General features: G+C 67.7%; 10 protein-coding genes. 6 read left to right on the top strand and 4 right to left on the bottom strand.

All coding sequences use genetic code 11. The annotated features are described in order from the left end of the window. Nucleotides 1-43 precede the first annotated feature (43 nt). Entirely contained in the window at nucleotides 44-1,333 is a 1,290-nt protein-coding gene (locus D187_RS17950; RefSeq protein ID WP_002626713.1) for a matrixin family metalloprotease, read from the bottom strand. Nucleotides 1,334-1,771: 438 nt separating this feature from the next. Here D187_RS17950 and D187_RS50050 point away from each other — a divergent pair, with 438 nt between their 5' ends. The 3 genes from D187_RS50050 (at nucleotide 1,772) to D187_RS17935 (ending at nucleotide 9,370) form a co-directional block, all read left to right on the top strand. After that, the gene (locus D187_RS50050; RefSeq protein WP_162159650.1) at nucleotides 1,772-6,469 is read left to right on the top strand and encodes a CARDB domain-containing protein; all 4,698 of its coding nucleotides are present in this window, start codon (nucleotides 1,772-1,774) and stop codon (nucleotides 6,467-6,469) included. Nucleotides 6,470-6,717: 248 nt separating this feature from the next. Further along, entirely contained in the window at nucleotides 6,718-7,347 is a 630-nt protein-coding gene (locus D187_RS17940) for a chemotaxis protein CheB (protein ID WP_002626711.1), read from the top strand. A gap of 310 nt (nucleotides 7,348-7,657) precedes the next feature. Further along, entirely contained in the window at nucleotides 7,658-9,370 is a 1,713-nt protein-coding gene (locus D187_RS17935; RefSeq protein ID WP_002626710.1) for an ABC transporter substrate-binding protein, read from the top strand. A gap of 83 nt (nucleotides 9,371-9,453) precedes the next feature. Here the strand turns inward: D187_RS17935 and D187_RS17930 are convergent, their stop codons facing one another. Then, nucleotides 9,454-11,763: a glycoside hydrolase family 3 C-terminal domain-containing protein gene (locus D187_RS17930; RefSeq protein WP_002626709.1), complete on the bottom strand. Its 2,310-nt coding sequence runs from the start codon at nucleotides 11,761-11,763 to the stop codon at nucleotides 9,454-9,456. Between the two features lie 556 nt (nucleotides 11,764-12,319). Here D187_RS17930 and D187_RS50045 point away from each other — a divergent pair. The 3 genes from D187_RS50045 to D187_RS17915 all read left to right on the top strand — a co-directional run bounded on the left by D187_RS50045 (nucleotide 12,320) and on the right by D187_RS17915 (nucleotide 17,811). Beyond that, nucleotides 12,320-14,161, top strand: coding sequence for an ATP-binding protein (locus D187_RS50045; RefSeq protein WP_155893408.1), 1,842 nt, complete (start codon nucleotides 12,320-12,322; stop codon nucleotides 14,159-14,161). A gap of 60 nt (nucleotides 14,162-14,221) precedes the next feature. Further along, entirely contained in the window at nucleotides 14,222-16,009 is a 1,788-nt protein-coding gene (locus D187_RS17920; RefSeq protein ID WP_002626706.1) for an OPT family oligopeptide transporter, read from the top strand. A gap of 125 nt (nucleotides 16,010-16,134) precedes the next feature. After that, a complete protein-coding gene (locus D187_RS17915) occupies nucleotides 16,135-17,811 on the top strand; it encodes a long-chain fatty acid--CoA ligase (RefSeq protein ID WP_043430470.1) in 1,677 nt (558 codons plus the stop codon). Between the two features lie 78 nt (nucleotides 17,812-17,889). On the opposite strand, the gene D187_RS50040 is transcribed toward D187_RS17915, so the two are convergent. Next, a complete protein-coding gene (locus tag D187_RS50040; protein WP_002626704.1) occupies nucleotides 17,890-22,380 on the bottom strand; it encodes a galactose-binding domain-containing protein in 4,491 nt (1,496 codons plus the stop codon). Between the two features lie 163 nt (nucleotides 22,381-22,543). Continuing rightward, nucleotides 22,544-25,156 (bottom strand): carbohydrate binding domain-containing protein, encoded by a 2,613-nt coding sequence (locus D187_RS17900; protein ID WP_020918109.1) that lies wholly within the window; start codon nucleotides 25,154-25,156, stop codon nucleotides 22,544-22,546. Nucleotides 25,157-25,397 lie beyond the last annotated feature (241 nt).

The following is a 25,397-nucleotide window of genomic DNA, read 5'->3' as shown; positions in this document are numbered from 1 at the left end:
GAGCCAGGAGGCGCGCTTGGTTCAGCGTGTCATCAGACCGCGCTCAGTACGGATAGCGCTCCGACACCGCCTGCATGTCGCAGGTCGTGATGTTGGCCGCACACGCGGTGGGGTTGTAATACATGATCGAGTTGCAATCCCTGTGGTGATTGAGCCCGAGGACGTGCCCGATCTCGTGGGTCGAGACCGTCTTCCCGTAGTGCCAGCCCGAGTAGTAGTAGGTGTTCAACTGGATGATGGCGCTCGCCATGCAGCTAGCGCTGGCGGCGTTGTAGGTCGCATACCCGTACCAGCCATTGGCGCCGTAGTTGTTCTCGTACACCATGACGTCGGACGTGCCGCTGGCGCGCCAGTGGAGGTACAGGCTGTTGTTGTAGTTGTTGTACATCCACTCGTTCATGCCGTCGCCGACGGGCCACTTCGTGCTGGAGTAGTCCGTGAAGGTGATGTTCGTGGGCTTGCGGCACCACTTGTGGGGGAAGAGCGGAATCCCGCACCAGCTCTGGGCGGACGGCCCCTGTGAGGGGCGCTCATCCAACATGGCCAGCCTGGGCAGGTCGGGGCCCAGGTACTGGACGGCCTTCGCGCGGGACGCGACCCGCTCGAGCAGCGCGCTGACCGGCTTGCCGGCGTATCCCTCGGTCGCGGCGGCGTGACGCTGCGAGCCCGCGTCCTGGATGAGGCCGTCCTTCACCTGGAACTGGCCCACCGGGCCGCCGACCACGGAGTAGAGGCCCTCCATGGAGCGCGTGGCCAGGGGCTTGGTGCCCCCCGGCGGGACGAGGAAGAAGACCGCCTGGGCGCCCACCGCCGGCAGCAAGCTGTCCTGCGGCGCGATCGTGCATCCGTCGGAGAGCAGACCGCCCGGGAACATGATCTCCACGGTGGAGCCCTGCGCCACCGTGCCGCCCGAGGCGGTCTTGAACTCCTGCGAGGAGCGCGCGATGTCGCCGATCCGCACGGTCGCGATGGTCACCGGAAGGTCGGAGTAGATGCCGCTCTCCGGTCCGGTAGGCTGCCCCTCCACCTTGGACTGCGCCCAGGCGCGGACGACGTCGTAGCGCGTGGACTCCACCCGGCCGCTGACGATCAACGCCGAGTGGTCGGTCAGGTCATCGATCGAACCGTCCCGGCGGATCCAGTCCATCTCCATCGTGTGCCCCGTTCCCTCGGCATGCGCCTGGGCGGGCACCGGCGTCCCGGGCACCCACGCCGTCGCGTGAGCGTCCCCGGAAGCGGGAGCGGGCGCTTCGTCGGAACCGGGCTTGGCACATCCAGCCAGGCCCAGGAGGGCGAATGGAACGACCCAGGAACGCGTCAGTTTCTTGGTCACGAGCATCTCCGCGGAGTGAACGCCGGAATTCAGCGCCAGCGTGGGTTCTCCCAAAGGACGAGAAAACGAGACGCCTGTCCCACGCGGAGCCGAAAAAAAGCGCGAGGTTAGCCACGACGAAAAAAGGTGCTCGCGGCGGAGGGAAGCCTGGGGACCGCCGCGGCACGCATTGGAGTCGAACCACTCCGTCGGAAGCCGAGCCTGACCCGCGGGCGCGAACCTCCGTCCCCGAACCGGGTGAGCCCCTTCACCACGCGTGAAAAAACCCACCTTTCCAAGAACTCAGGATTTTCGACCCAAAACAGAATATTCTGCTGTCGCGCACCCCCGGGCGCTTCGCGGCTCGGCCCCTGACCGAAGCCGCACTACCCCATGCTGTCGAAAGAGCGAACACCAATGGATGAACGCAGGATGAAAGCGAGCCTGGGAGCCCTCTCCATGATGGCCCTCCTGGGATGCCAGACGCCGGAGCCCTCCGCGGCGGGCGCGAGTGAGGCCGCGAACCCTCTGGTCACCGGACCCGATTTCGTGGTGACGGAGTTGAACGCTCCCTCCAGCGTGTTGCCGGGAGACGCCTTCGAGGTCGCGGCCACGGTGTGCAACCAAGGAGGACAGGGAGGCTCCACGCAGGCGGCGTTGTTCCTCTCCGCCGACACCGTCTTCTCCCCGCAGACGGACCTGCCCGGGGGACAGCTCTACCTGCCCTATCTGGCTCCCGGGCAGTGCTCACGGCAGACGACGCGGATGTCCGCCCAGGTGCCCACGAACGGTGTCTGGTATGTGGGAGCACGCCTCGATTCACTCGGGGATGAGAACCCGGGCAACAACACGCGCTTCAGCGCGCCGGTGGGCATCGGCTTCAAAGCGGACTTCGTCGTCACCTCGGTGAAGGGTCCCGCCAGCGTGGAGCCCGGGCAGCCCCTCACCGCCCGGGTCACCGTCTGCAACCAGGGCACCCGGAGCGAGAGCACCCAGGTGGCCTTGCTCCTGTCCGAGGACGCGGACATCCGCCTCCCCTCGCCCTCCTCTTCCACCAAGGACAGCTTCGTGGGTGAGGCGCCGGTGCCCTGGCTCGCTCCCGGCCAGTGCTCCACGGTGTCCATCTCCGGCAACATCTACCCCCCGCCCACGAACACGCCCAACGTGCGCGCCTTCCACCTGGGCGCCGTGGTGGACCCGAGCCAATCCATCCCCGAGTTCGTCGAGGACAACGCCCACCCGGGTTACCTGCTGGGCGTGGGGAAAGCGCCGGACTTCGTCATCACCTCGGTGACGGGTCCCACCAGCCTGGAGCACGGGCAGCCCCTGACCGCCCGCGTCACCGTCTGCAACCAAGGCACCCGGATCTACGACAGCCGCGTGGCCCTCCTCCTGTCCGAGGACGAGCACCTCCGCCTCCCCTCGCCCTCCGCGCCTCCCGAGGATCAGGTCGTGGGTAGCACCCCGGTGCCTCCGCTCGCTCCCGGCCAGTGCACCACCGTGTCCATCTCCGGCAACGCCTATCCCCCGCCCCCGAGCACACCCGACGTGCGTGCCTTCCACCTGGGCGCCGTGGTGGACCCGAACTACTTCCCCGAGGAACTCCGCACGGACAACAACACCCACCCGGGCTACGTGCTGGGCGTGGGGTCTGCGCCGGACTTCGTCATCTCCTCGGTGACGGGTCCCGCCAGCGTGGACCACGGCCAGCCCCTCACCGCCCGGGTCACCGTCTGCAACCAGGGCACCCGCCCCTCCGGCAACCACGTGTTCCTCGTGCTGTCCGCGGACGAGAACATCCGCCTCCCCTCGTCCTCCGCGCCTCCCGAGGATCAGCCCGTGGGTGACGCACCGGTGCCTCCGCTCGCCCCCGGCCAGTGCGCCACGGTGTCCATCTCCTCCAGCAGCATCTATCCGCCGCCCTCGAGCACGCCCGACGTGCGCGCCTTCCACCTGGGCGCCGTGCTGGACCCGAACGACCCCTCGGAGCTGCGCACGGACAACAACACCCACCCGGGCTACGTGCTGGGCGTGGGGTCTGCGCCGGACTTCGTCATCTCCTCGGTCAAGGGCCCCGCCAGCGTGGAGCATGGCCAGCCCCTCACCGCCCAGGTCACCGTCTGCAACCAGGGCACCCGCACCCGCGATACCTCCGTGGCCCTCGTGCTGTCCGAGGACGAGCACTTCCTCGTCCCCCCTCCCTCCGGTCCTCCCGAGGACGCCTTCGTGGGTGGCACGCAGGTGCCTCCGCTCGCTCCCGGCCAATGCACCACGGTGTCCATCTCCGGCAACATCTACCCCCCGCCCCCGAGCACGCCCGACGTGCGCGCCTTCCACCTGGGCGCCATGTTGAACCCGAACGATCCCTCCGAGCTGCGCACGGACAACAACACCCACCCGGGCTACGTGCTGGGCGTGGGGTATGCTCCGGACTTCGTCATCTCCTCGGTCAAGGGCCCGGCCAGCGTGGACTACGGCCAGCCCCTCTCCGCCCAGGTCACCGTCTGCAACCAGGGCACCCGCGCCCGGGACACCCGCGTGCTCCTCCTGCTGTCCCAGGACGAGCACCTGCGCCTGCCCTCGCCCTCCACTCCTCCCGAGGACCAGGTCGTGGGTGACGCGCCGGTGCCGCCGCTGGCCCCCGGCCAGTGCGCCACGGTGCCCATCTCCTCCAGCAGCATCTATCCGCCGCCCCCGAGCACGCCCGACGTGCGTGCCTTCCACCTGGGCGCCGTGGTGGATCCGTACTACGCCCCCGAGGAACTCCGCACGGACAACAACACCCACCCGGGCTACGTGCTGGGCGTGGGGTATGCGCCGGACTTCGTCATCTCCTCGGTCAAGGGTCCGGCCAGCGTGGAGCAAGGCCAGCCCCTCTCCGCCCAGGTCACCGTCTGCAACCAGGGCACCCGCATCCGGGACACCCGCGTGTTCCTCCTGCTGTCCCAGGACGAGCACATCCGCCTCCCCTCTCCGTCCATGCCTCCCGAGGACCAGGTCGTGGGTGACGCACCGGTGCCGCCGCTGGCCCCCGGCCAGTGCGCCACGGTGCCCATCTCCTCCAGCAGCATCTATCCGCCGCCCATGAGCCCGCCCGACGTGCGCGCCTTCCACCTGGGTGCCGTGGTGGACCCGTACTACGCCCCCGAGGAACTCCGCACGGACAACAACACCCACCCGGGCTACGTGCTGGGCATGGGGTCTGCGCCGGACTTCGTCATCTCCTCGGTCAAGGGCCCGGCCAGCGTGGACCATGGCCAGCCCCTCACCGCCCAGGTCACCGTCTGCAACCAGGGCACCCGAGCCCGGGGCACCCGCGTGTTCCTCCTGCTGTCCCAGGACGAGCACCTCCGCCTCCCCTCTCCGCCCATGCCGCCCGAGGACCAGATCGTGAATGACGCACCGGTGCCGCCGCTGGCCCCCGGCCAGTGCACCACGGTGCCCATCTCCTCCAGCAGCATCTATCCGCCGCCCACGAACACGCCCGACGTGCGTGCCTTCCACCTGGGCGCCGTGCTGGACCCGTACTACGCCCCCGAGGAGCTGCGCACGGACAACAACACCCACCCGGGCTACGTGCTGGGCGTGGGGTATGAGGCGGACTTCGTCATCTCCTCGGTCAAGGGCCCCACCAGCGTGGACTTCGGCCAACCCCTCACCGCCCAGGTCACCGTCTGCAACCAGGGCACTCGGACCGCGAGCACCCAGGTGATGCTCCTGCTGTCCCAGGACGAGCACCTCCGCCTCCCCTCGTCGTCCGCTCCTCCCGAGGACGCCTTCGTGGGTGGAACATCGGTGCCGTCGCTGGCCCCCGGCCAGTGCACCACGGTGTCCATCTCCGCCAGCAGCATCCATCCGCCGCCCTCGAGCCCGCCCGACGTGCGCGCCTTCCACCTGGGCGCCGTATTGGACCCGTCCGTCTCCCCCAATGAGCTGCGTACGGACAACAACACCCACCCGGGCTACGTGCTGGGCGTGGGGTATGCGCCGGACTTCGTCATCACCTCGGTGAAGGGTCCGGCCAGCGTGGAGCATGGCCAGCCCCTCTCCGCCCAGGTCACCGTCTGCAACCAGGGCACCCGGAGAGAGAGCACCCAGGTGATGCTCGTGCTGTCCCAGGACGAGCACCTCCGCCTCCCCTCGCCCTCCGCGCCTCCCGAGGATCAGGTCGTGGGCGGCACGCCGGTGTCCGCGCTGGCCCCCAACCAGTGCGCCACGGTGTCCATCTCCACCAGCAACATCTATCCGCCCCCCATGAGCCCGCCCGACGCGCGTACCTTCCACCTGGGTGCCGTGGTGGATCCGTACTACGCCCCCGAGGAGCTGCGCACGGACAACAACACCCACCCGGGCTACGTGCTGGGCGTGGGGTATGAGGCGGACTTCGTCATCACCTCGGTGCAGGGCCCCGCCAGCGTGGAGCATGGCCAGCCCCTCTCCGCCCAGGTCACCGTCTGCAACCAGGGCACCAGCCGCCACGACAGCCGCGTGTTCCTCCTCCTGTCCGAGGACGAGAACATCCGTCTCCCCTCGTATCCGGGCCCCCTCGAGGACCAGGTCGTGGGTGACGCGCCGGTGCCGCCACTGGCCCCCAACCAGTGCGCCACGGTGTCCATCTCCGCCAGCAGCGTCTATCCGCCGCCCATGAGCCCGCCCGGCACGCGCACCTTCCACCTGGGCGCCGTGATGGACCCGAACCACGTCCCCGAGGAGTTCCGCACGGACAACAACACCCACCCGGGCTACCTGCTGAGCGTGGGTCAGGACGCGGACTTCGTCATCACCTCGGTGGAGAGTCCCGTGTTCGTCCGCAGCGGGCAGAGCCTCACCACGCAGGTCAACGTCTGCAACCAGGGCACCCTCGCCGCGAGCACCCGGGTGAGCGTGCTCCTGTCCACGGACGCCACCCTCCATCTCCCCTCGCCGCCCGCTCCTTTGACGGATGTCATCGTGGGTGAGGCCCAGACGGGCCTTCTCCAGCCCGGCTGGTGCGAGACCGTGTCCATCACCGGCAATGCCTCGCCCCCGCCGTCGAGCAACCCGGACACGCAAGGGCTGGCCTACGTGGGCGCCGCGGTGAACGTGGACCAGATGAACCCCGAGCTGCGCGTGGACAACAACACCCTGCTCGGCGGGTGGCTCTACATCGCCCCCTGAAGTCCCACCGTTGCCTCCTGGCCCGCGCCCTCGAGTGCGGGCCGGGAGGTGTCGTCTGGAAGCACGGCGCGACGCCCAGAAACAAACACTCCTCTTCAACCGTGGGCCGGGTGCGCGAGCGTTCCGTGATGGGCTGGGCCCCCGGGGCTTGCTCGGCCCCGGAAGCCGCTACACTCTCGAGCACACGGGCAGTCCTTCACCCCACTCGTGCCGGACGAGTGGCTCGCCCAGAAGAGGCAGGGCTTTTCGTGAACGGCACGGACATCCTCAGCTCCAGCGGACTCAGACCCGAGGCGTTCCGGGGCCGCGTCTCCGCCGTCGTGCTGGGCGTGTCCGCGGGAGGCGTGGAAGCGCTGTCCTTCCTCCTGCCCCTCTTGCCGCGCACCTTCCGTCCCGCCCTGTTGATCGTCCTGCACATTCCGCCCGAGCGGCCCAGCCTGCTCGTGGACATCTTCGCGCCCCGGTGTGCCCTGCCAGTGAGGGAGGCCCAGGACAAGGAGCCGGTGAAGCCCGGGACGGTCTACTTCGCTCCCCCGGACTACCACCTGATGGTGGACACGGGGCCCACCCTGTCGCTCTCGGTGGACGAGCCCGTCCACTACTCGCGCCCCTCCATCGACGTGCTGTTCGAATCGGCGGCGTACATCTACGGCGCCCGGCTCGCGGCCATCATCCTCACCGGCGCCAACGAGGATGGGGCGCGAGGCCTCGCGGCGGTGCGCGCGGCGGGGGGCGTCACGCTGGTGCAGTCGCCCGAGACCGCGCACATGCCGGTCATGCCCGCCGCGGCGCTCGCCCAGGGGCCCGCGGACTTCGTGCTGCCCCTCGCGCAGCTCGCCCAGGTGCTCGGCGAGCTGGGCGCGGCTTCAAAAGCCTGACACGCTCCCAGGACCCCCGGGTCCTGCCCCGCGCCAATACCTTCTCATCCGTCATTCCTCTCGTGATGAGAGTGAATGACTTTGTTCCATTCCTTTGTTCCATTCCAATGAGGCGCGAAGAGCAGGTTCGACGCGGCGCGTCGTTCGCCGCGATGCGTCGAGACTCTCCGCGAAGACGCATGACTCTGGAGGTGGAGGAGGTGAAGAACCATGCTAAGCCACGGCCTGGGTAGGTGCGCGAACTACCTTCTCGTTTCGAGCAACCCGAAGCGGGTCCTACTCCTCAACTGGAATCCAGGAGCGCCTCTAGATGAACAACCAGTGGATGCAACGCCGGCTAGTCGTGATGTGCATGGGTCTTGTCTCCTTGGGGGGACTGGCGGGCTGTTCGAAGAGCAAGCAGCAGGAGGGGAGCACGCCGGCGGCCACCGCGACGGCTCCCGCGGCGGAGAAGGCCACGGCCGTCACCATTGCCCAGGAGGCACAGACCTCCTGGATCCGCAACTTCAATCCCCTGCTGGCCAGCAGCAGCTCGCGCTGGCCCACCCGCGCCGGCATCTACGAGCCGATGCTCATCTTCAACGTGCTCAAGGCGGACTACGTGCCGTGGCTCGCCGAGAAGTACACGTGGGGCGAGGGCAACAAGACGCTCACCTTCTCCGTGCGTCCGGGCGTGAAGTGGTCGGACGGCCAGCCGCTCACCGCCAAGGACGTGGCCTTCACCTTCGAGCTGCTCAAGAAGCACAAGGCGCTGGATCTGTCGAGCGTGTGGGCGTTCCTCGAGGGCGTGCAGGCCAAGGATGACGCCACGGTGGAGTTCACCTTCAGCCGCGTCTTCGTGCCCGGCCTGCTCTACATCGCGCAGCAGCCGATCGTCCCCGAGCACAAGTGGAAGGACGTCGCCGACCCGGTCTCCTACAAGAACGAGAACCCCGTGGCCACGGGGCCCTTCACGGAGATCAAGGTCTTCCAGAACCAGATCTGGGAGATCGGCCGCAACCCGAACTACTGGCAGCAGGGCAAGCCCTACGTCCAGGCCCTGCGCTTCCCGGCCTACCCCGGCAACGACCAGGCCAACCTCGCGCTGCTCAATGGCGAGGTGGACTACGCGGGCAACTTCGTGCCGGACATCGAGCGGCTCTACGTGAGCAAGGACAAGGAGAACAATCACTACTGGTTCCCGCTCGTGGGCAACACGGTGATTCTCTACGCCAACACCACGAAGAAGCCCTTCGACGACGTGCGCGTGCGCAAGGCGCTCAGCATGGCGATCGACCGCGAGCAGATCGTCAAGGTCGCCATGTACAACTACACGCGGCCCTCGGACGCCACGGGCCTGAGCGACACCCACAACAGCTGGCGCAACGCCAAGGCCGTGGAGAGCGGTGACTGGGTGAAGTTCGACGCCGCCAAGGCGGGCGCCCTGCTCGACGAGGCGGGCTACAAGCGCGGCGACGATGGCATTCGCGTGGGACCGGACAAGAAGCCCCTGCGCTACGACGTCAACGTGGTGACGGGCTGGTCCGACTGGGTGCGCGCCGCGCAGATCATCGCGCAGAACCTCAAGCAGGTGGGCATCGACGCGACCCTGAAGACCTACGACTTCAGCCCCTGGTTCGAGCGCATCCAGAAGGGTGAGTTCGACTTGTCCATGGGTTGGTCGTCCGACGAGCCCAATCCGTACTACGTCTACCGGGACTTCCTCGGCACCGAGACGGTGCAGCCCGTGGGCACGGTCGCGGCGCGCAACTGGCACCGCTTCGGCAACAAGGAAGCGGACGCCCTGCTCAAGGCCTTCGAGGCCACGAGCGATCCCGCGGAGCAGAAGAAGATCTCCGATCAGCTCCAGGTGCTCTTCGTGGAGAACGCGCCCGTCATCCCGCTCTTCCCCGGCCCGTCCTGGGGTGAGTACAGCACGCGCCGCTTCACGGGTTTCCCGAACAAGGACAACCCCTACGCGAAGCTCACGCCCAACTCCATCCCGGAGAACCTCCTCGTCCTGACGGAGATCAAGCCCAAGTAACAACCACCTCGGGCGGCGAAGCGGGCGCATCCACTTCCGGGTGGATGCGCCCCGCCGCCCTCACGGCACCGGGGCGCTCGCGGCTACTGCACCCGCGCCAGGATGTCGTTGAGCTTCTGCTCGGAGAACTTGCCCTCGGAGAAGAGCACCAGCTTGTAGACGGGCATGTCGTGGGCGAACACCAGCGTCGACATCTCGGCCTTCTTCCGGGCGCGCTCCTCCTCGGGCGTGCGCTTGACGCCGCCGGGCTCCTCGGTCGTCCCGCCCATGATGACGCCCACCAGCTGGGGGTAGAACTCCTTGCCCTTGGGGTGGTCCTTGAACTCCTTCACCAGGGAGTGGCGTGACAGCGAGGGGACCTCCTGCTGGGCCACCTCCACCAGGACGTGCTTGCGCAGGGGCAGGTTCCGGGACGAGCCACCGACCAGGATGTCGAAGCGGCCCGGGTTGACGGACCAGCGGTGGAGATTGGTGTTGTAGTAGGCGAAATCACGCCGGCTCAGCGTGAAGCGCACCGTCTTCTCCTCGCCGGGCTCGAGCGCCACCTTGGTGAAGGCCTTGAGCTCCTTGTCCGGACGGCTGACCACGGGCTTGTCCTCGCGGACGTAGAGCTGGACGATCTCCTTTCCCGCCACCTTCCCCGTGTTCTTGACCTTCAGTTCCACGGTCAGGCTCTCGGTTTCATGGATGGACGGAGCGCTGAAGCTCAGCTCCGAGTAGGCGAAGGTCGTGTAGCTCAGACCAAAACCAAACGGGAACAGCGGCGTGATGTTCTTCTTGTCGTAGTACCGGTAACCGATGAAGACGCCCTCGCCGTAGCGGGCCTGCTGGTTGAGACCGGGGAACTCGGTGAAGGTCGGCGTGTCCTCCACCCGCGTCGGGAAGGTCTCCGCCAGCTTCGCCGAGGGGTTGACCTTGCCGGTCAGGATGTCGGCGATGGCGCCGCCGCCGGCCTGTCCCGTCAGCCAGCCCTCCAGGATGGCCTTCACCCGGCCCACCCAGGGCATGGTGATGGCCGAGCCGTTCATCAACACCACCACGGTGTTGGGCTGCACCTGGCTGACCGCGTCGATCAACCGGTTGTGGCCCTCGGGGATGTCCAGGGTGGAGCGGTCGAAGCCCTCGGACTCGTGGCTGTCCGGCAGACCGGCGAAGACGATGGCCAGGTCCGCGCTCTTCGCCTGCTGCCGCGCCTCCTCGAGCAGTTGCGCGGTGGTGACCCCCTCCAGGTCATAGCCGCTCGCGTAGGACAGGCGCTCGTCGCCACCGAGGAGCGCCGCCAGCTCGGCATAGGCGTTGGAGATACGGGTCGGATTCACCTGCGAGCTTCCAGCGCCCTGGTAGCGGGGGTCCTTGGCGAACGCGCCAATCACGGCGATCTTCTTCTTTCCTCCGGTCTCCAGCGGCAGCAGGTCATCCTCGTTCTTCAGGAGGATGATGCTCTCGCCCGCCGCCCGCCGCGCCAGGGCATGGTGCTCGTCCACGTCGACGCGGACACCGCCGCGGCGGCTCTCCGTGGCCTTGAGGACCACGGCGAGCAGTCCGGCCACCACCTGGTCCAGGCGAGACTCCGGCAGCTGGCCCGCCTTGACGGCCTCGATGATCTTCTTGCGGTTCACGTCGCCGCTGCCAGGCATCTCCAGGTTCAACCCGGCCATGATGCCCTTCACGCGATCATGCACGGCGCCCCAGTCGGACACCACGTACCCCTGGAAGCCCCACGCATCCCGGAGGATGTCCTCGAGCAGCAGGTGGTTCTCGGAGGCATAGACGCCGTTGATCTTGTTGTAGGCGCACATGATCGCCCACGGCTGGGCCTGGGTGACGGCGATCTCGAAGGCGGGCAGGTAGATTTCGTGCAGGGTGCGCTCATCCACGATGGAGCTGCTCACCATCCGCTCGTGCTCCTGATTGTTCACCGCGAAGTGCTTCAGGGTGCTTCCCACCCCCTGGCCCTGCAACCCGTTGATGTACGAGGCGGCCAGGTGGCCGGCGAGGAAGGGATCCTCGGAGAAGTACTCGAAGTTGCGCCCGCCCAGGGGAGAGCGCTTCATGTTGTTGCCCGGACCCAGCAACAACTGGACGTCGTTGGCCTGCGCCTCGCGTGCCAGGGCGGCGCCAATCTCCGCGAGGAGCTCCGTGTCCCAGCTCGAGGCCAGGGCGGACGCGGTGGGGAAGCAGGTCGCGGGGACGCTGTCCGCCGTATTGGGCCCCAATGCCTTCCGGAGCCCATGCGGGCCATCCGCCATGAAGATGGAAGGAATTCCCAGGCGTTCGACCTTGTGGGTCGTCCACGCGCCATTGCCAGACATGAGCAGGGCTTTCTCCTCCAGCGTCATCTGGGACACCAGGTGCTGCGCTCTGGCCTTGTAGTCTTTGATTTGTTCGGACATGTCAGGGGGGTCCTTGTCGGAAGGCACCGCGACGGGCAGGGAGCCCGGCCTCCAGGTGACGGAGAGCCGGGCCGGTCGCCGCCGCCTTCTAGCAGGACAGGCCCCGCGCCGTCCTCAGAGCACTCGCCCATCGCCACGCATGGGACACAGCCCACCTGGATACTTCCAGGGAACGTGGACGCGCGACGCCGTGAGCCACCCGGAAGAGCCCCCATGCACCCCCGGCCGGCCGGACAAGCGCCCTTCTCCTCCCGCGCGCGGGCTGTCACTCCCCGCGTGGGCCCAGGGTCGCGGAAACGATGTCAATTCGAGCGAGTTCGTTTTCACTCATTCGTCACCAGACTCCAGGATGATGATGTTTTCACTGGTTGTCTGGAGTTCTGCCGCGCACGATGAGGTTGAACAAATCCGCTCAAACGTGGCTCCAATGGGTTGCTCATGACTTTCGACGCGTGGTAGCCATGGCTCTGCTGCGGGCGTCTCAGGGCCGCCGCTCACTCGGGGGGGGGTTTGCGACCACGCGACCTGGGTTCTTGCTCGAGCGGAGAGGTCGTCGATGAGCGCAGGGCGGTGGACGTGGTTGCTTGGGCGTTTGGACGCCCTGTTGCCCGAGAACCGGCACCACCTGACGCCTGGTGAGCTTGGCCGCTACCGGGTCCTGCTGGGGAGCACCGTCCTGCTGGCGGCCATGTCCCTGGTGCTCGCGATCACCTCTGGCCTGGGGGTGAACGGGGGCGCACCTCTGGTGAGGATCGGCACGGGCGCCGCGATCGGCTTCGCGTTGATCCTGGTGTACCTGAGAGCGGGAGGCCCGCTCCGGCTCGGGTCGCTCCTCGTCTGCGGAACCATGCTGGCCGGGTACATGCTGACGACGTTCTTGATGTCCCGTCAGATCGTCGCCTCGCACGCGGCCAGCCTGCTCATCCCCCTGTTGGCGGTCTACCTGCTGGGAGTGAAGGCGGGGCTCGTCTTCACGGGTTTCTTCTGTCTCAACTCGGGGATCCTCCTGCCCCTCTACCTGTCGGGGTTCGGGAGCCGGGAGCCGATCTTCGCCAACTCCCAGGCGTGGATCGCCGGAGTGCTCGACTCACTCATCCTGCTGCTCGGCTGGGGGTTGAGCTCGCTGTTCGGCATCGCGCGGGACGAGGCCTCCGCCACGGTGCGCGACAGCGAGCGCAAGCTGCACAGCTTGTTGGAGAGCACGACGGATCCGGTGTGCTCGCTCGACGAACAGGGGCGCATCATCACGTCCAATAGCGTGGCGCGGAAGATGTTCCTGGAGATGTACGGCAAGGAGCTGCACCCGGGAACCGAGCTGGATCAGCGCAGCGATCCCGCGGTGCAGGAGCAATGGCGCAACAGCCTGCAGCGCGCCCTGCGCGGAGAGAGCGTCCGCTTCGAGTGGGTCAGGCGGGGCCCCCACCGCACCTGGGTGCTCGATGTCGCGCTCCACCCCCTGTGGGGACAGGGGGATCGGCCCGTGGGGGTGACGCTCTTCGGACGCGACATCACGGAGCGCAAGGAGGCCGAGGCGAAGCTGGGAGAGTTGCACCGGGGGTTGATGGAGGTGTCCCGCCAGGCGGGCATGGCGGAGATGGCCACGGGCGTGCTGCACAACGTGGGCAACATGTTCAACAGCGTCAACGTCTCCGCCTCGCTCGTGCTCGAGCGGCTGCAAGGCTCGCGCACCACGTCCCTCTTGCGTGCCTCGGAGCTCCTGGCCGAGCACGAGACGAACCTGCCCACCTTCCTGACGGAGGACACCCGGGGGCGCCAGCTTCCGAAGTACCTGTCCACGGTGTCCCGGCACCTGGTGCGGGAGCAGGAGGATCTGCTCACGGAGATGAAGGAGCTGCTGCGCAACGTGGAGCACATCCGCGAGGTGGTGAGCCTGCAGCAGGAGAACGCCCGCGTCGTGGGCCGGGTGGAGCTGGTCACGGTGTCCGAGCTGATCGACAACGCGCTGCGCCTGCACCTGGACGCCTTCGAGCGCCTGGGCATCCGCATCCAGCGCGAGTACACCGAGGTGGCACCGCTGCCGCTGGACCGGCACCGGCTGCTGCAGATCCTCGTGAATCTCCTGGGCAACGCGCGGCATGCCCTGGTGGAGAGCGGACGCGATGACAAGCGGTTGTCGCTGCGCGTGCGGCGCGAGGGCGAGGTGTGGCTGCGCATCGAGGTGGAAGACAATGGGGTGGGCATCGCCCCGGAGCACCTGACGCGGCTGTTCTCCCACGGCTTCACCACCAAGAAGGAAGGCCATGGCTTTGGTCTTCACTCCAGCGCGCTGGCCGCCGAGGCGATGAAGGGCCGGCTGCGCTGTGAAAGCCAAGGCAAGGGCCATGGCGCATGCTTCACCCTGGAGCTGCCCCTGAGCGGGTGGGAGAAGCTGGCCTGAGCCAGCGGCACGGCGCTCGTGTCTTGGAGTTGCTCCGCGGGCCGGAGTAGTCTCCCGCCCATGCGAGAGGAGCGGAGCGAGCCCCCCCCCGGCGCCGCCGTGTCCGGCCGGGCACTCACCCCCCGCGCATTGGCGCTCGGCGCGCTCCTGGGCGCGGGGCTCAGCCTCACCAACCTCTACGTCGGACTGAAGACGGGGCTGGCCTTTCCGGTGACGGTCATCGCCTGCGTGCTGGGGCTCGGCATGTACCGGGCGCTGGCCTGGCCATGGCGCACCCGCTCGCGCCCTGGGCTGTCCCTGTTGGAGACGAGCGCCATGCAGTCCACGGCCTCCTCGGCGGGCTACTCCACGGGAGGCACCCTCATCTCCGCCAACGTGGCGTGGCTGATGCTCTCCGGCCACCACCCTCCGGGCTGGGCGCTCTTCTGCTGGACGCTGCTCATCTCCGCGCTCGGAGTCCTTTTCGCCGTCCCACTCCAGCACGCCTTCCTCCACCGCGAGAGCCTCCCCTTCCCCTCCGGACTGGCCGCGGCCTCGGCGGCGCGGATGCTCCAGCAAGGAGACGTCTCCGCGCGCCAGGGAACCCGGGTGCTCGGTGGAGCGGCCCTGGTGGCCGGCCTGCTCACGTTCGCCCGCGATGGGCTGAAGCGGATACCCGCCTCGCTGCCCCTTGCAGGCACCGTCCACGGCGTACCGCTGGCTCCTCTCTCCTTCTCCCTCGACCTCGGCCTGCTCTCCCCTGGAGTCGGCGCCCTGGTGGGCCCGCGCATCGCCGCCTCGATCCTGCTCGGCGCCATCACCTGCTTCGGCGTGCTCGTCCCCTGGCTCCACGTTCGAGGCACCCTGCCCCAACCCGACTACGCACACGCGTCCGACTGGAGCATGTGGCCCGGCACCGCCCTGGTGACGAGCGCCGCCTTCACCCACCTGCTGTCGCGGCGGGACGTCCTGCGCCGCGCGTTCTCCTCGCTCCTCCAGGCCGGAGCCGGGGGCCCGGGGAGCCACACGGGCCCGGGACAGGTTCCACGCTCCTGGTGGCTCGCCGGCCTCGCGCTGCTCTCGCTGGGGACGGTGGTGCTGGGAGCTGGAGTCTTCGGCATCCCCCCCCACCTGGGGCTGTTCGGCGTGCTGCTCTCCTTCCCGCTCGCCGTGGCGGCGTGCCGGGTAACCGGGGAGACGGACGTCACCCCCTCGGGAGCCCTGGGACAGCTCGCCCAGATCGCCTTCTGCGTCGTCATGCCCGGCAACCCCCTGGCCAGCACCATCGCCGCCAGCCTCTCGGGCTCCACCGCCTCCACGAGCGCGGACCTGCTCACCGACGTCAAGGCCGGCTCGCTGCTCGGCGCGACCCCCCGGCAGACCGTCCTCGCCCAGCTCTGGGGTTGCCTCGTCGGCTCGGCCGTCATCGTCCCCGCCTTCCTGCTCCTCGTGCCGGACACCTCCGTCCTCTCCGAGGAGCACTTCCCCGCTCCCGGCGGCACCTTCGTGGAGGGGTTGGCCCGGGTGCTCGCCACGGGCCTCGGTACCCTGGCCCCCGCCTCCCGCTGGGGCGCGCTCGCCGGAGGGGTGGGCGGCATCCTCCTGGCGCTGCTCGAGCAACATGCCCCCGAGCGCCTGCGTCCCTTCGTCCCCTCGGCCATCGGCGTCGGCATCGCCTTCGTGCTCCCCCCCTCCGCCGCCCTGTCCATGTTCCTGGGCTCGCTCGCCGCGGCCCTCCTCGCCCGCGCGCGGCCCGCCTTCGCGCTCGTCGCCACCGTCCCCCTGGCCGCGGGCCTCATCGCCGGGGAGAGCCTGGTGAGCCTCACCCTCACCCTGCTCGCCGTGCTCGGGCTCCTTCCGCCTTCCTGACGCTCCGCGCCGTGTCCGCATGGGTCCACATCCGCACGCACCGTGAACTCGGCGCTTGAGGTGGTGGCATGGGGATCCACTACCATTCCAGTCCCATCACCTTCGAAGGGCGAGGAGACACGCGAATGGAGAAGATCTGGCTCAAGCACTACCCACCTGGGGTTCCGGCCGAGATCGATGACAAGCAGTACCCCTCGCTGACCCACCTGTTGGAGGAGTCGTTCCGCAAGTTCGCCGATCGCCCGGCCTTCAAGTGCATGGGCAAGTCCATCACTTACCGGGAGCTGGATGTCCTGTCGCAGCGGGTGGGCGCGTGGCTGCAATCCCAGGGGCTCACCCGTGGCGCGGCCGTCGCCATCATGATGCCCAACGTGTTGCAGTACCCGATCTGCATCGCCGCCATCCTGCGCGCGGGCTACACGGTGGTGAACATCAACCCGCTCTACACGCCGCGCGAGCTGGAACACCAGCTCAAGGACAGCGGAGCCCAGGCCATCTTCATCCTGGAGAACTTCGCGATCACGCTCCAACAGGTCGTGGAGCGCACGGCCCTCCAGCACGTGGTGGTCGCCTCGATGGGCGACCTGCTGGGCGGCGTGAAGGGCGCCCTCGTCAACCTCGTGGTGCGCAAGGTGAAGAAGCTGGTGCCCGCCTACCACCTGCCACGCGCCGTCAAGTTCAACCAGATGCTGGCCGAGGGAAAGCGCCTGTCGCTCGTGCCGGTGACGACGTCGCGCGACGACGTCGCCTTCCTGCAATACACGGGTGGCACCACGGGCGTGAGCAAGGGCGCCACGCTGCTGCACCGCAATGTCATCGCCAATCTGTTGCAGGTGGAAGCCTGGCTCCAGCCCGCCATGAAAGGCAATTCGTCCGAGGCACTCAACATCGTCTGCGCGCTGCCGCTCTACCACATCTTCGCGCTCACCGTCTGCGGGCTGATGGGCATCCGCATGGGCTCGATGAACATCCTCATCCCCAACCCGCGCGACATTCCAGACTTCATCAAGACGCTGTCCCAGCAGCCCTTCCACATCCTGCCGGCCGTCAACACCCTCTACAACGCGCTGGTGCACCACCCCGACTTCGCCAAACTCGACTTCTCCCACCTGAGGGTCGCCAACGGAGGCGGCATGGCCGTGCAGCGGGCCACCGCGGAGAAGTGGTTCGCCACCACCCGCGTTCCGATCCTCGAGGGTTATGGCCTGTCCGAGACCTCGCCGGTGGCCACCAGCAACCCGGCCACCGCCACGGAGTACTCCGGCACCATCGGCCTTCCCCTGCCCTCCACGGAGATCGCCATCCGCGATGACGAGGGGAAGGACGTGCCGCTCGGCCAGCCCGGGGAGATCTGCATCCGCGGCCCCCAGGTGATGGCGGGCTACTGGAACCACCCGGACGAGACGGCCAAGGTCATGCTGCCCGACGGCTTCTTCAAGTCCGGCGACATCGGCATCATGGACGAGCGCGGACACACCCGCATCGTGGATCGCAAGAAGGACATGATCCTCGTGTCGGGCTTCAACGTCTATCCCAACGAGGTGGAGGGCGTGGTCGCCATGCACCCGGGCGTGTTGGAGGTGGCCGCCGTGGGCGTGCCCGACGAGCACTCCGGCGAGGCCGTCAAACTCTTCGTGGTGAAGAAGGACCCGTCCCTCACCGAGGCCCAGCTGCTCGACTACTGCCGCCAACAGCTCACCGGCTACAAGCGGCCCAGGTTCATCGAGTTCCGCGCGGATCTGCCCAAGACCAACGTGGGGAAGATCCTCCGCCGGGAGCTGCGCGAGAAGACGGCGAGCTGAGCCTCCCTCCGAAAGCAGGAGGGGCGGCCCCTCGCGAGGCCGCCCCCTGTCTTCAACCCGCTCGGGACGTCGGCGGGACTACTTCGTGAACGAGATGGGGCCGTTGGACTGCGTGCTGTTGTTGGCACCATCCACGGCGCGCACGCGCCAGGTGTGGCTTCCGGCCGCCAGCCCGGTCAACGTGGTCTCGTGCGTGGCCAGGCCATACACCTCGAACTCCCACAGCGAGTAGCCAAACTGCGTGAAGCGCTGCACGCCGCGCATCCGCACGTACTGGCCCACCCCACTCAGGTTGGTGAGATCATCGATGCCACCATTGCCGGCGTTCTCCGTGTACAGCGGCGTCCAGGTGGTGCCATCGAGCGAGGCCTCCACCACGTACTTCGAGCCGTACGCGGCCTCCCAATTGAGCACCACGCGCTTGATGGAATAGACAGCGCCGAGATCGATGGTGATCGACTCGGTGTTCGGGTTGGCGGTGTCCGCCCGGCTGGACCAGCGCGTGGTGGTATTGCCATCCACCGCGTCGTTGGCGCTGCCGAACTCGTTGGAGGTAGCGGAGACATTCTTGCCACGCGCCAGGTTGACGGTCGTGGCCGTGTAGGCCCCGGCGGTGATGACCGGGGTGCGGTCCGTTCCGTCCACGTTGAGGACGTACTGGGCAACGCCCGCGCCCACGTCGCTCGTGCGCTCCCAGATGAAGCGCGTCGAGGTGCCGGGAACCGCCGAGCCCGCCGCCGGAAGGAGCGCGGAGAAGGCCGCGGGCGGCGTGGTGTCATTGAGGGTGAACGTGGACGTGGCCGACGTGGTCACCCCGTTGGCCCAGTTGACGGCCCTCACGTACCAGGAGTGCTGGCCATTGGCGAGCTTGAGCCCCTCGAGCGCGGCGGAGGTGGCCTTCGTGCGGCCCCCCAGCACGGCCTGACCGTCGATGACGACCTCGTAGTACTGGATGCCCGTCTGAGGATCGCTGCTCGCCGTCCACGAGAACGCGGGCCGCGTGCCGGTGATGGTGGTTCCGTTCGCCGGCGTCTGGAGGGTGAACGCCGTGGGCGGCGTGGAGTCCGTCAGACCAAAGCCCTGGATGCCATCGCCATAGCGATAGAACGGATTGCCATAGATGGGCTGCACGGACAGACCCTTGGCGATCCGGTCGCGGATGATGGTGCGCTCGGCCTCGGTGGCCCCGAGGTCGAACGGCAAGTCCCAACGCTCCTTCTGATCGGTCTCCACGTCGGTGCCGATCTGATCCAACGAGCGAGGCAGATCCCACGGCAGCTTGCCGCGGGGCAGCACGTCGCCGAACAGCACGTCCGCCAACGCCGGGCCGCCCAGGTCTCCAGGCCGGTAGGTGGCCACCAGCGCGTTGCTCTGCGGCGCCACGTTGGTGAGGATGTAGGGCCGCGGCAGGACCATCACCGTGATCGTCGGGATGTTCTTCGACTTGAAGCTGGTGATGATGCCGTAGTGATCGCGAGGCTCCTCCGGCTTGGCGAAGGCGGTGTGCGCGGGACCGGCCGGGTCACCCGGGATGTAGGGCTTCTCCTTGTCCCACGCGGTGCCGTGCGTGTAGTAGCTCTCGCCCACCGCCACGATGGCCGCGCTGGGCGTGACGCCCGCGGGCGCCGCGTCCTTGTACACCGTGATGCCCGCTGCCTCGGCGCGCTGCTTGATGGCCTGGTAGAAGGTCTGGGCGCCGAAGTCCGTGTTGTGGAAGTCCGAGCGCCAGGTGACCATGCAGGACGGATCATCGGCGCGCGGGCCGGCGATGACGATGGACGAGCCCGCGCCCACGCGCAGCGGCAGGACGCCGTCGTTCTTGAGCAGGGTCATCGACTCCTGGGCGGCCAGACGGGCCGCCTTCTTGTTGTCGGCCGTGTGCCAATCCGCCGTTCCCGCGAGGCCCTTGCGATAGGGGTCCTCGAACAGGCCGAGCCGGAACTTCAGCTCGATGACGCGGCGGGCGGACTCCTCGACGCGGGCATCGGTCACCCGGCTCTCGAAGTCACCCATCTGCCCGGGGTCGGCGCCGCCCATCACGTCGGAGCCGGCCATGAGCGAGCGGACCCAGGGATCGCCCGCGGGCAGCCAGTCCGTGCAGATGACGCCGGTGTAGCCCATGTTCTGGCGCAGGTAGTTGATGATGCCGGGGCTGTCGCCCGCGCCCCACTGGCCCGGGGCCAGGAGCTTGCTGCCGGCATAACCAGGCATGATGCCGCTGGTGCCGGCCTCGAGGGCGGCGTGCCACGGACGCATGTGGTAGTGGATGGTGGTGCCGTCGTAGGTGATGCCGCCCTCGCCACCGGCGCCCTGGCTCGGCCAGTGCTTGGTGGTGACCCAGATGGAGTGGGGATTCACCTCGGGGCCGCCCTGCAGACCGGCGATGAGCGCGCGCGAGAAGCCAGCCGCCACGTCCGCGTCCTCGCCACTGCCCTCCTGGATGCGCGGGTAGAGGATCTTCGTTCCCACTTCGGCCAGGGGCGACAGGGTGCCGCGGCTGCCCACGGCGAGCTGCTCGCGCCGCTGGATGTCACCCATCTCGTACGCGAGCTGCGGGTCACGCGTGGCCACCAGACCGGGCTGGGTGGGCCAGCTCGTCTTGAAGCCGTGGATGGAGTCACCCGCGTCGATGTAGGGGATGCCCAGGGGCGTGGCCGCCGAGGCCTTCTGGAAGGCGACGATGTCCTCGGGCGCCAGCGGACCCATGGTGAAGCCCGCGTCGGGGTACTCCTTGGCATTGAAGAACAGCTGCATCACCTTCTGGTGCCGCGTCATCCGGCTCATCAGATCGTTGACGCGCGTGGCGATGGGGTTGCGCCAGTCCTCGTACGGATCGATGACGCCGTTCTTGTTCATGTCACGCATCCCGTTGATGAGCGACACGCCATCCGCCACGGTCTCGACCACGGGGAGGTAGACGCTGAAGGTGCGCAGGTCCGAGCGGCTGGTGGCCCCGCTCGAGAGCGTGGCGACGACGTACCACTTGTAGGTCCAGCGATCGACCAAGTCCTGGTTGAGGGTGAGCGAGGTGCCCGTGGTGGAGCCCACCTCGGTGAAGCGGTTGAGGAGGTCCCCGGCCGCCATCCAGTCGTAGTCATTCCGGGTGATGTTGACGAAGAGCTTGTAGTTGGTGGCGCCGGTGACGGCGGCCCACTGGAACGTGGGGCGGCGGGTGTTGGTGATCATCGCGCCGTTGGCGGGCGCGGTCACCGCGAACGAACCGGCCGTCGCCGGAGGAGCCACCTTCACGTACGGGTCGGGGATGATGGGCCCGGAGGGCGTGCCCGGATCCGTGGAGCCCGTGCTGTAGATCTCCACCTGCCACACCGCGTCCTGCACCGCGAGCGCGGTGACGGACTGCGCGCGCTTGGTGGTGCCCGTGGAGTCCGTGACCACCAGGCGGATGTCGGTGTTGGGCTGGGTGGGCGAGAACTGGTTCTTGGACATCGTCACCGTGGTGTTGGGCGGGAACGTGCACAGGTAGGTGACCACCTTGGCCGGGTTGCGCACGGAGGGCGTCGCGAGGCCCTCTTCCGGAACGGGCGACACGGCCAGCGGCGTGGGCGAGATGCTCACCTTCGCGTAGGCCAGGTCGGGGAAGACCAACTTGACGGTCTGGTTGGTCGTCTGCGTCGGAGGCGGCGTGGTGCCACCGGACTGGTAGACCTCGAAGGAGTAGAGCGAGTAGCCGTAGCCCGTACCGCGCGCGGTGCCACGCATGCGCACGTAGCGGTACGTGCCGGACACGGGAATCTCCCGGATGCCCGGAGCGCCATCGGTGATGGTGGCCAGCGTCTGCCAGCCAGCGTCATCGTTGGAGCCGTCGATGGTGTACGTCTTGGCGTAGGCGCCTTCCCAGTTGAGCACCACCTTGCCCACCTGCTGGGACGAGCCCAGGTCGACCCGGATCGACTGGGGATCCACCCCGCTGACGGACGACCAGCGCGTGTTGGCGTTGCCGTCGAAGGCGAAGCTCGGCCCCAGGTTGGGGTCGTTGTTCTCGATGCTCGTGGCCGTGGCGGAACGGCCCCGGGCGAGGTCCGTGCTCGTCGACGTGCCGCCCGAGCCATACACCTCGAACTCCCACAGCGAGTACCCGTAGCCGATGGCCCGGAGCTGCCCGCGCATGCGGACATAGCGGCCCGAGCCGGACACCGTCCAATCGTCGATGCCTCCATCTCCGTTGGTGACGGTCTTCAGCGCCGTCCAGTTCGCCCCGTCGGTGGAAGACTCGAGCGTGTAGTTCTTGCCGTAGGCGGTCTCCCAGTTGAGGACCACGCGGCCAATGGACACGGTCGACCCAAGGTCGATGGAAATCCATTCATTGTCGGTGAAACCACTGCTCCAGCGGGTGCCTGGATCCCCGTCGACCGCGGAGGAGCCGGAGAACACACCATCCGTCGACGACACCGTGACGGGCTTGCCTCGGGCGAGGTTGGTATTGGTTTGAGCGTGCGCGGCGAGGGGACTGGCGACCGTCATGCCCGCGAGCGCCAGGCTCGCACAGGCAGACGCCCACCGTGTCCAGGCGCTGCGCGCGCCGTGGAGGAGAGGATTGAGAAGATTCATGGGGGAAGGGAACCGCGAGGGATGAATGTCAGACAGCTACAGCCAGACAGCTACAGCCAGACGGCCACGGCTCGACAACGACAACCAGACGACGACAGACAGAACAAACGAAGGACCCCTCCCGGCGAACCTCACCAGAAGGGGTCCTGGTCACGTCAGGGGCCTATTTCAGGTCGAGGTAGTCGACCGAGAAGATCCACCCGTTCGGGTGGGTCAGACCCGCCAGGCAGAGCGTGCCCGTACCGCTGGTGGCCACCGACGTGGTGAGGTTGGTCAGGCTCGGGCTGCTCCAGCCGCCGGTCGCCGTGTTCAACGTGAACGTGCCGATGACCGCGCCGTTGAACTTCAGCTGCGCCTGGCCACCGGAGTACGGCGCGCCCACGTGGGCCGTCGCGGAGGTGATGCCCGACATGTTCACGTTGCTCCAGCAGATGGAGTCGTTGCCCTCGAAGGCGACGACCTTGCCACCGCTGTCACCGCCGGCCTCGGCGAAGCAGCCCGTCAGCGTGGCGCTCTCCGCCTCCAGGCGGCGAGGCGTCGTGGTGCCGCCGGTGCACTGGCCCGTGCTGCTGCACGTCTGACCCGAGCCGCAGGTGCCGCAGGTGCCGCCGCAACCGTCGCTGCCGCACACCTTGCCCGAGCACGAGGGCGTGCAGGTGCTGGTGCACTGGCCCGTGCTGCTGCACGTCTGGCCCGAGCCGCAGGTGCCGCAGGTGCCGCCGCAACCATCGCTGCCACACACCTTGCCCGAGCACGAGGGCGTGCAGGTGCTGGTGCCGGCCACGCACTGGCCCCAGCTGCCGCAGGTGCTACCGGTGCGGCACGCGCCGCAGGTGCCGCCGCAACCATCGCCGCCACACAGCTTGCCCGTGCAGTCCGGCTGGCAGGCGTTGGCCGTGGTGCCGATGTACATGTCGTCCAGGTAGAGCTGCGCGCCGGTGTAGGCGGCACCGCCCATGGAGATCTCGAACTTGTAGGTGTCCGTGGCGGACGGGGTGAAGTTCGGCCCGGTGCAGGTGGTCCACCCGGTGCCCACGTTGCAGTTGAAGGAGGCGACGACCGTCCACGGATCATGCGCCTGGACGATCTTCACGGGCAGCGTGCGCGCCGCGTTCGACTTCAGGTCCACCTTCCACTTGTAGGAGGTACCGGCCTGGAGCTGGAAGCCCTCCTGCCGCACCTGCACGCTGTGGGTCGCCCAGCCGCCGTTGTCCACGCGCACCCACTGCACGAAGCCGTGCGTGCCGCCCTCGTTGATGACCTCGGTGAGACCCGCGCCACCGTCGAAGAACAGATCGCTGCGGTGATAGGTGAAGTCCTCGTTGAAGCCGCAGTTGCGGATGAGGTTGTCCGGCACGCCGTTGTTGTCGCTGTCCTGGCACGCGGCCCGGGCGGCCTGCGGATAGCCAGAGCCGCGGTGATACCAGCGGATGTAGTCCACCTCGAGCTTGGCCTTGTCACCATGGGCCGCCCAGTCGATGTTGATGCACGAGCTCGCCGTCTCCTGGCACTTGCCGCTCACGCACGCCGCGCCGTTGGCGCACTGCGCGCTGGAGGTGCAGGCGCGATCCTTGAACCCGAGGCAGCCCAGCTCGCCACCCACGGCGTTGTTGAGGATGAGGTACATCGGCTGGCGGAACTCGGTCGCGCCGTCACCAATGGTGAAGGTGCCCACCGGCTGGCCGCCGTTCTGCGGCAGGTTGTCGATGTAGATCTTGAACCCGTTCTCGTCCCACAGGAAGCCCCAGGTGTGCCACTGGTGGTAGTCGATCGTCTTGCCATTCCAGGTGGCCCGGGCGCCGCCCACGTCCCCGTCGCACTTGGCATCGCCGTTGTTCGGCCAGGAGCTGCACGCGTTGGGCTCCCATCCACCGGAGTTGTTCGCCAGCTCGCCCGCCTCGGGAAGCTCGCGCCACAGCACGTTGTAGCCCATGGCCTCGTTGTTCGGGTAGAGGGCCTTGTTCTCCTTGATCTGCGTGTACTCCATGATGTCGATTTCGCCATTCATGGGCCAGCCAGCGCTGTCATCACGGCCACCATTGGTGATGGTTCCGTTGGCGCCGAGCATCCAGATGGCGGGCCACATGCCGTTGGGCGGCGTGGCCCCGGCAGGCAGATCCGCGAAGGGCATGCGCGCGCGGAACTCGATGTAGCCGTAGCGGTACTCGACCTTCTCGTCGCTCTTGATGCGGCCCGAGGAGTACTGCGTCCCGTTGGTCGGCGCGTTGGCCGTGCCGTTGAACGGTGCGCACTCCTCGTGATCGTACACGCCGTTGCGGTTCTGGTCATACACACAGTAACCGGTGGCCGCGCACGTGCCGTTGGTGCCGCACTCACTGGTGGTGGTACACTGCTTCCACACCACACAGTCCAACGGCTCCTTGCGCGCCAGCAGCGTCAGCTTGCCGTTCTCGACACAGTAGTTCCAATTGGTGGGATTGCTGGGACATTCCCGGTTCGTATAGGCCTGCTGCTCGAAGTTGACGCCCAGGTTCTCCTTCGTCCAGTACTGCGTGTTGAGATAGGACTTGGGCTGGCCCTTGTTCAGGTCACCGCCAAAGTCATCCTCCCACGTCAGGCCGAACGTTTGCCCTGCAATGGTGAGCGTCCTGGAACCCGTGGACTCCAACGACGCCTCAACCCCTGCCTCGGCAGCGTCCAGGGTGTCATCGCTGGTCGCCACGGCGCAGCCCACGCCCGCGATCACGCCCACCGCCCAGAAGCCAGTTCCCACCACGAACTGCTTCCAGGACGAAGCCCTACTCCTCTGTGTCATGTCCTCGAACCCTTCCCCGTCCCACTAAAGACGAGAAGAAAAAGTAAAACGAGCAAGTAAAGTTTTATAACACTTGCCAGCCCCGCGAAACGTGAAAAACATGACGCAACGCGACACGCGCGAGCGTCGACCTGAAGACACACAAGGTGTAAAAAAGGCTCGGTCCGTCACGGTGTGACGGCGCAGGTTGGGAGAGGGCGTGGAGCCCTCGAATCCCAACCGCCTCGAACGTCATCAGGTG

The organism is Cystobacter fuscus DSM 2262 (assembly GCF_000335475.2).
GTDB classification, from domain to species: Bacteria; Myxococcota; Myxococcia; order Myxococcales; family Myxococcaceae; genus Cystobacter; species Cystobacter fuscus.
This window is presented reverse-complemented; position numbering and strand designations above follow the sequence as displayed.

What these genes read in the sequence shown, in the direction of transcription:
- D187_RS17930 (WP_002626709.1), bottom strand. Translation starts at nt 11,763, where the DNA reads ATGTCCGAACAAATCAAAGACTACAAGGCCAGAGCGCAGCACCTGGTG.
- D187_RS50045 (WP_155893408.1), top strand. Translation starts at nt 12,320, where the DNA reads ATGAGCGCAGGGCGGTGGACGTGGTTGCTTGGGCGTTTGGACGCCCTG.
- D187_RS17900 (WP_020918109.1), bottom strand. Translation starts at nt 25,156, where the DNA reads ATGACACAGAGGAGTAGGGCTTCGTCCTGGAAGCAGTTCGTGGTGGGA.
- D187_RS17920 (WP_002626706.1), top strand. Translation starts at nt 14,222, where the DNA reads ATGCGAGAGGAGCGGAGCGAGCCCCCCCCCGGCGCCGCCGTGTCCGGC.
- D187_RS17915 (WP_043430470.1), top strand. Translation starts at nt 16,135, where the DNA reads ATGGAGAAGATCTGGCTCAAGCACTACCCACCTGGGGTTCCGGCCGAG.
- D187_RS17935 (WP_002626710.1), top strand. Translation starts at nt 7,658, where the DNA reads ATGAACAACCAGTGGATGCAACGCCGGCTAGTCGTGATGTGCATGGGT.
- D187_RS50050 (WP_162159650.1), top strand. Translation starts at nt 1,772, where the DNA reads ATGATGGCCCTCCTGGGATGCCAGACGCCGGAGCCCTCCGCGGCGGGC.
- D187_RS50040 (WP_002626704.1), bottom strand. Translation starts at nt 22,380, where the DNA reads ATGAATCTTCTCAATCCTCTCCTCCACGGCGCGCGCAGCGCCTGGACA.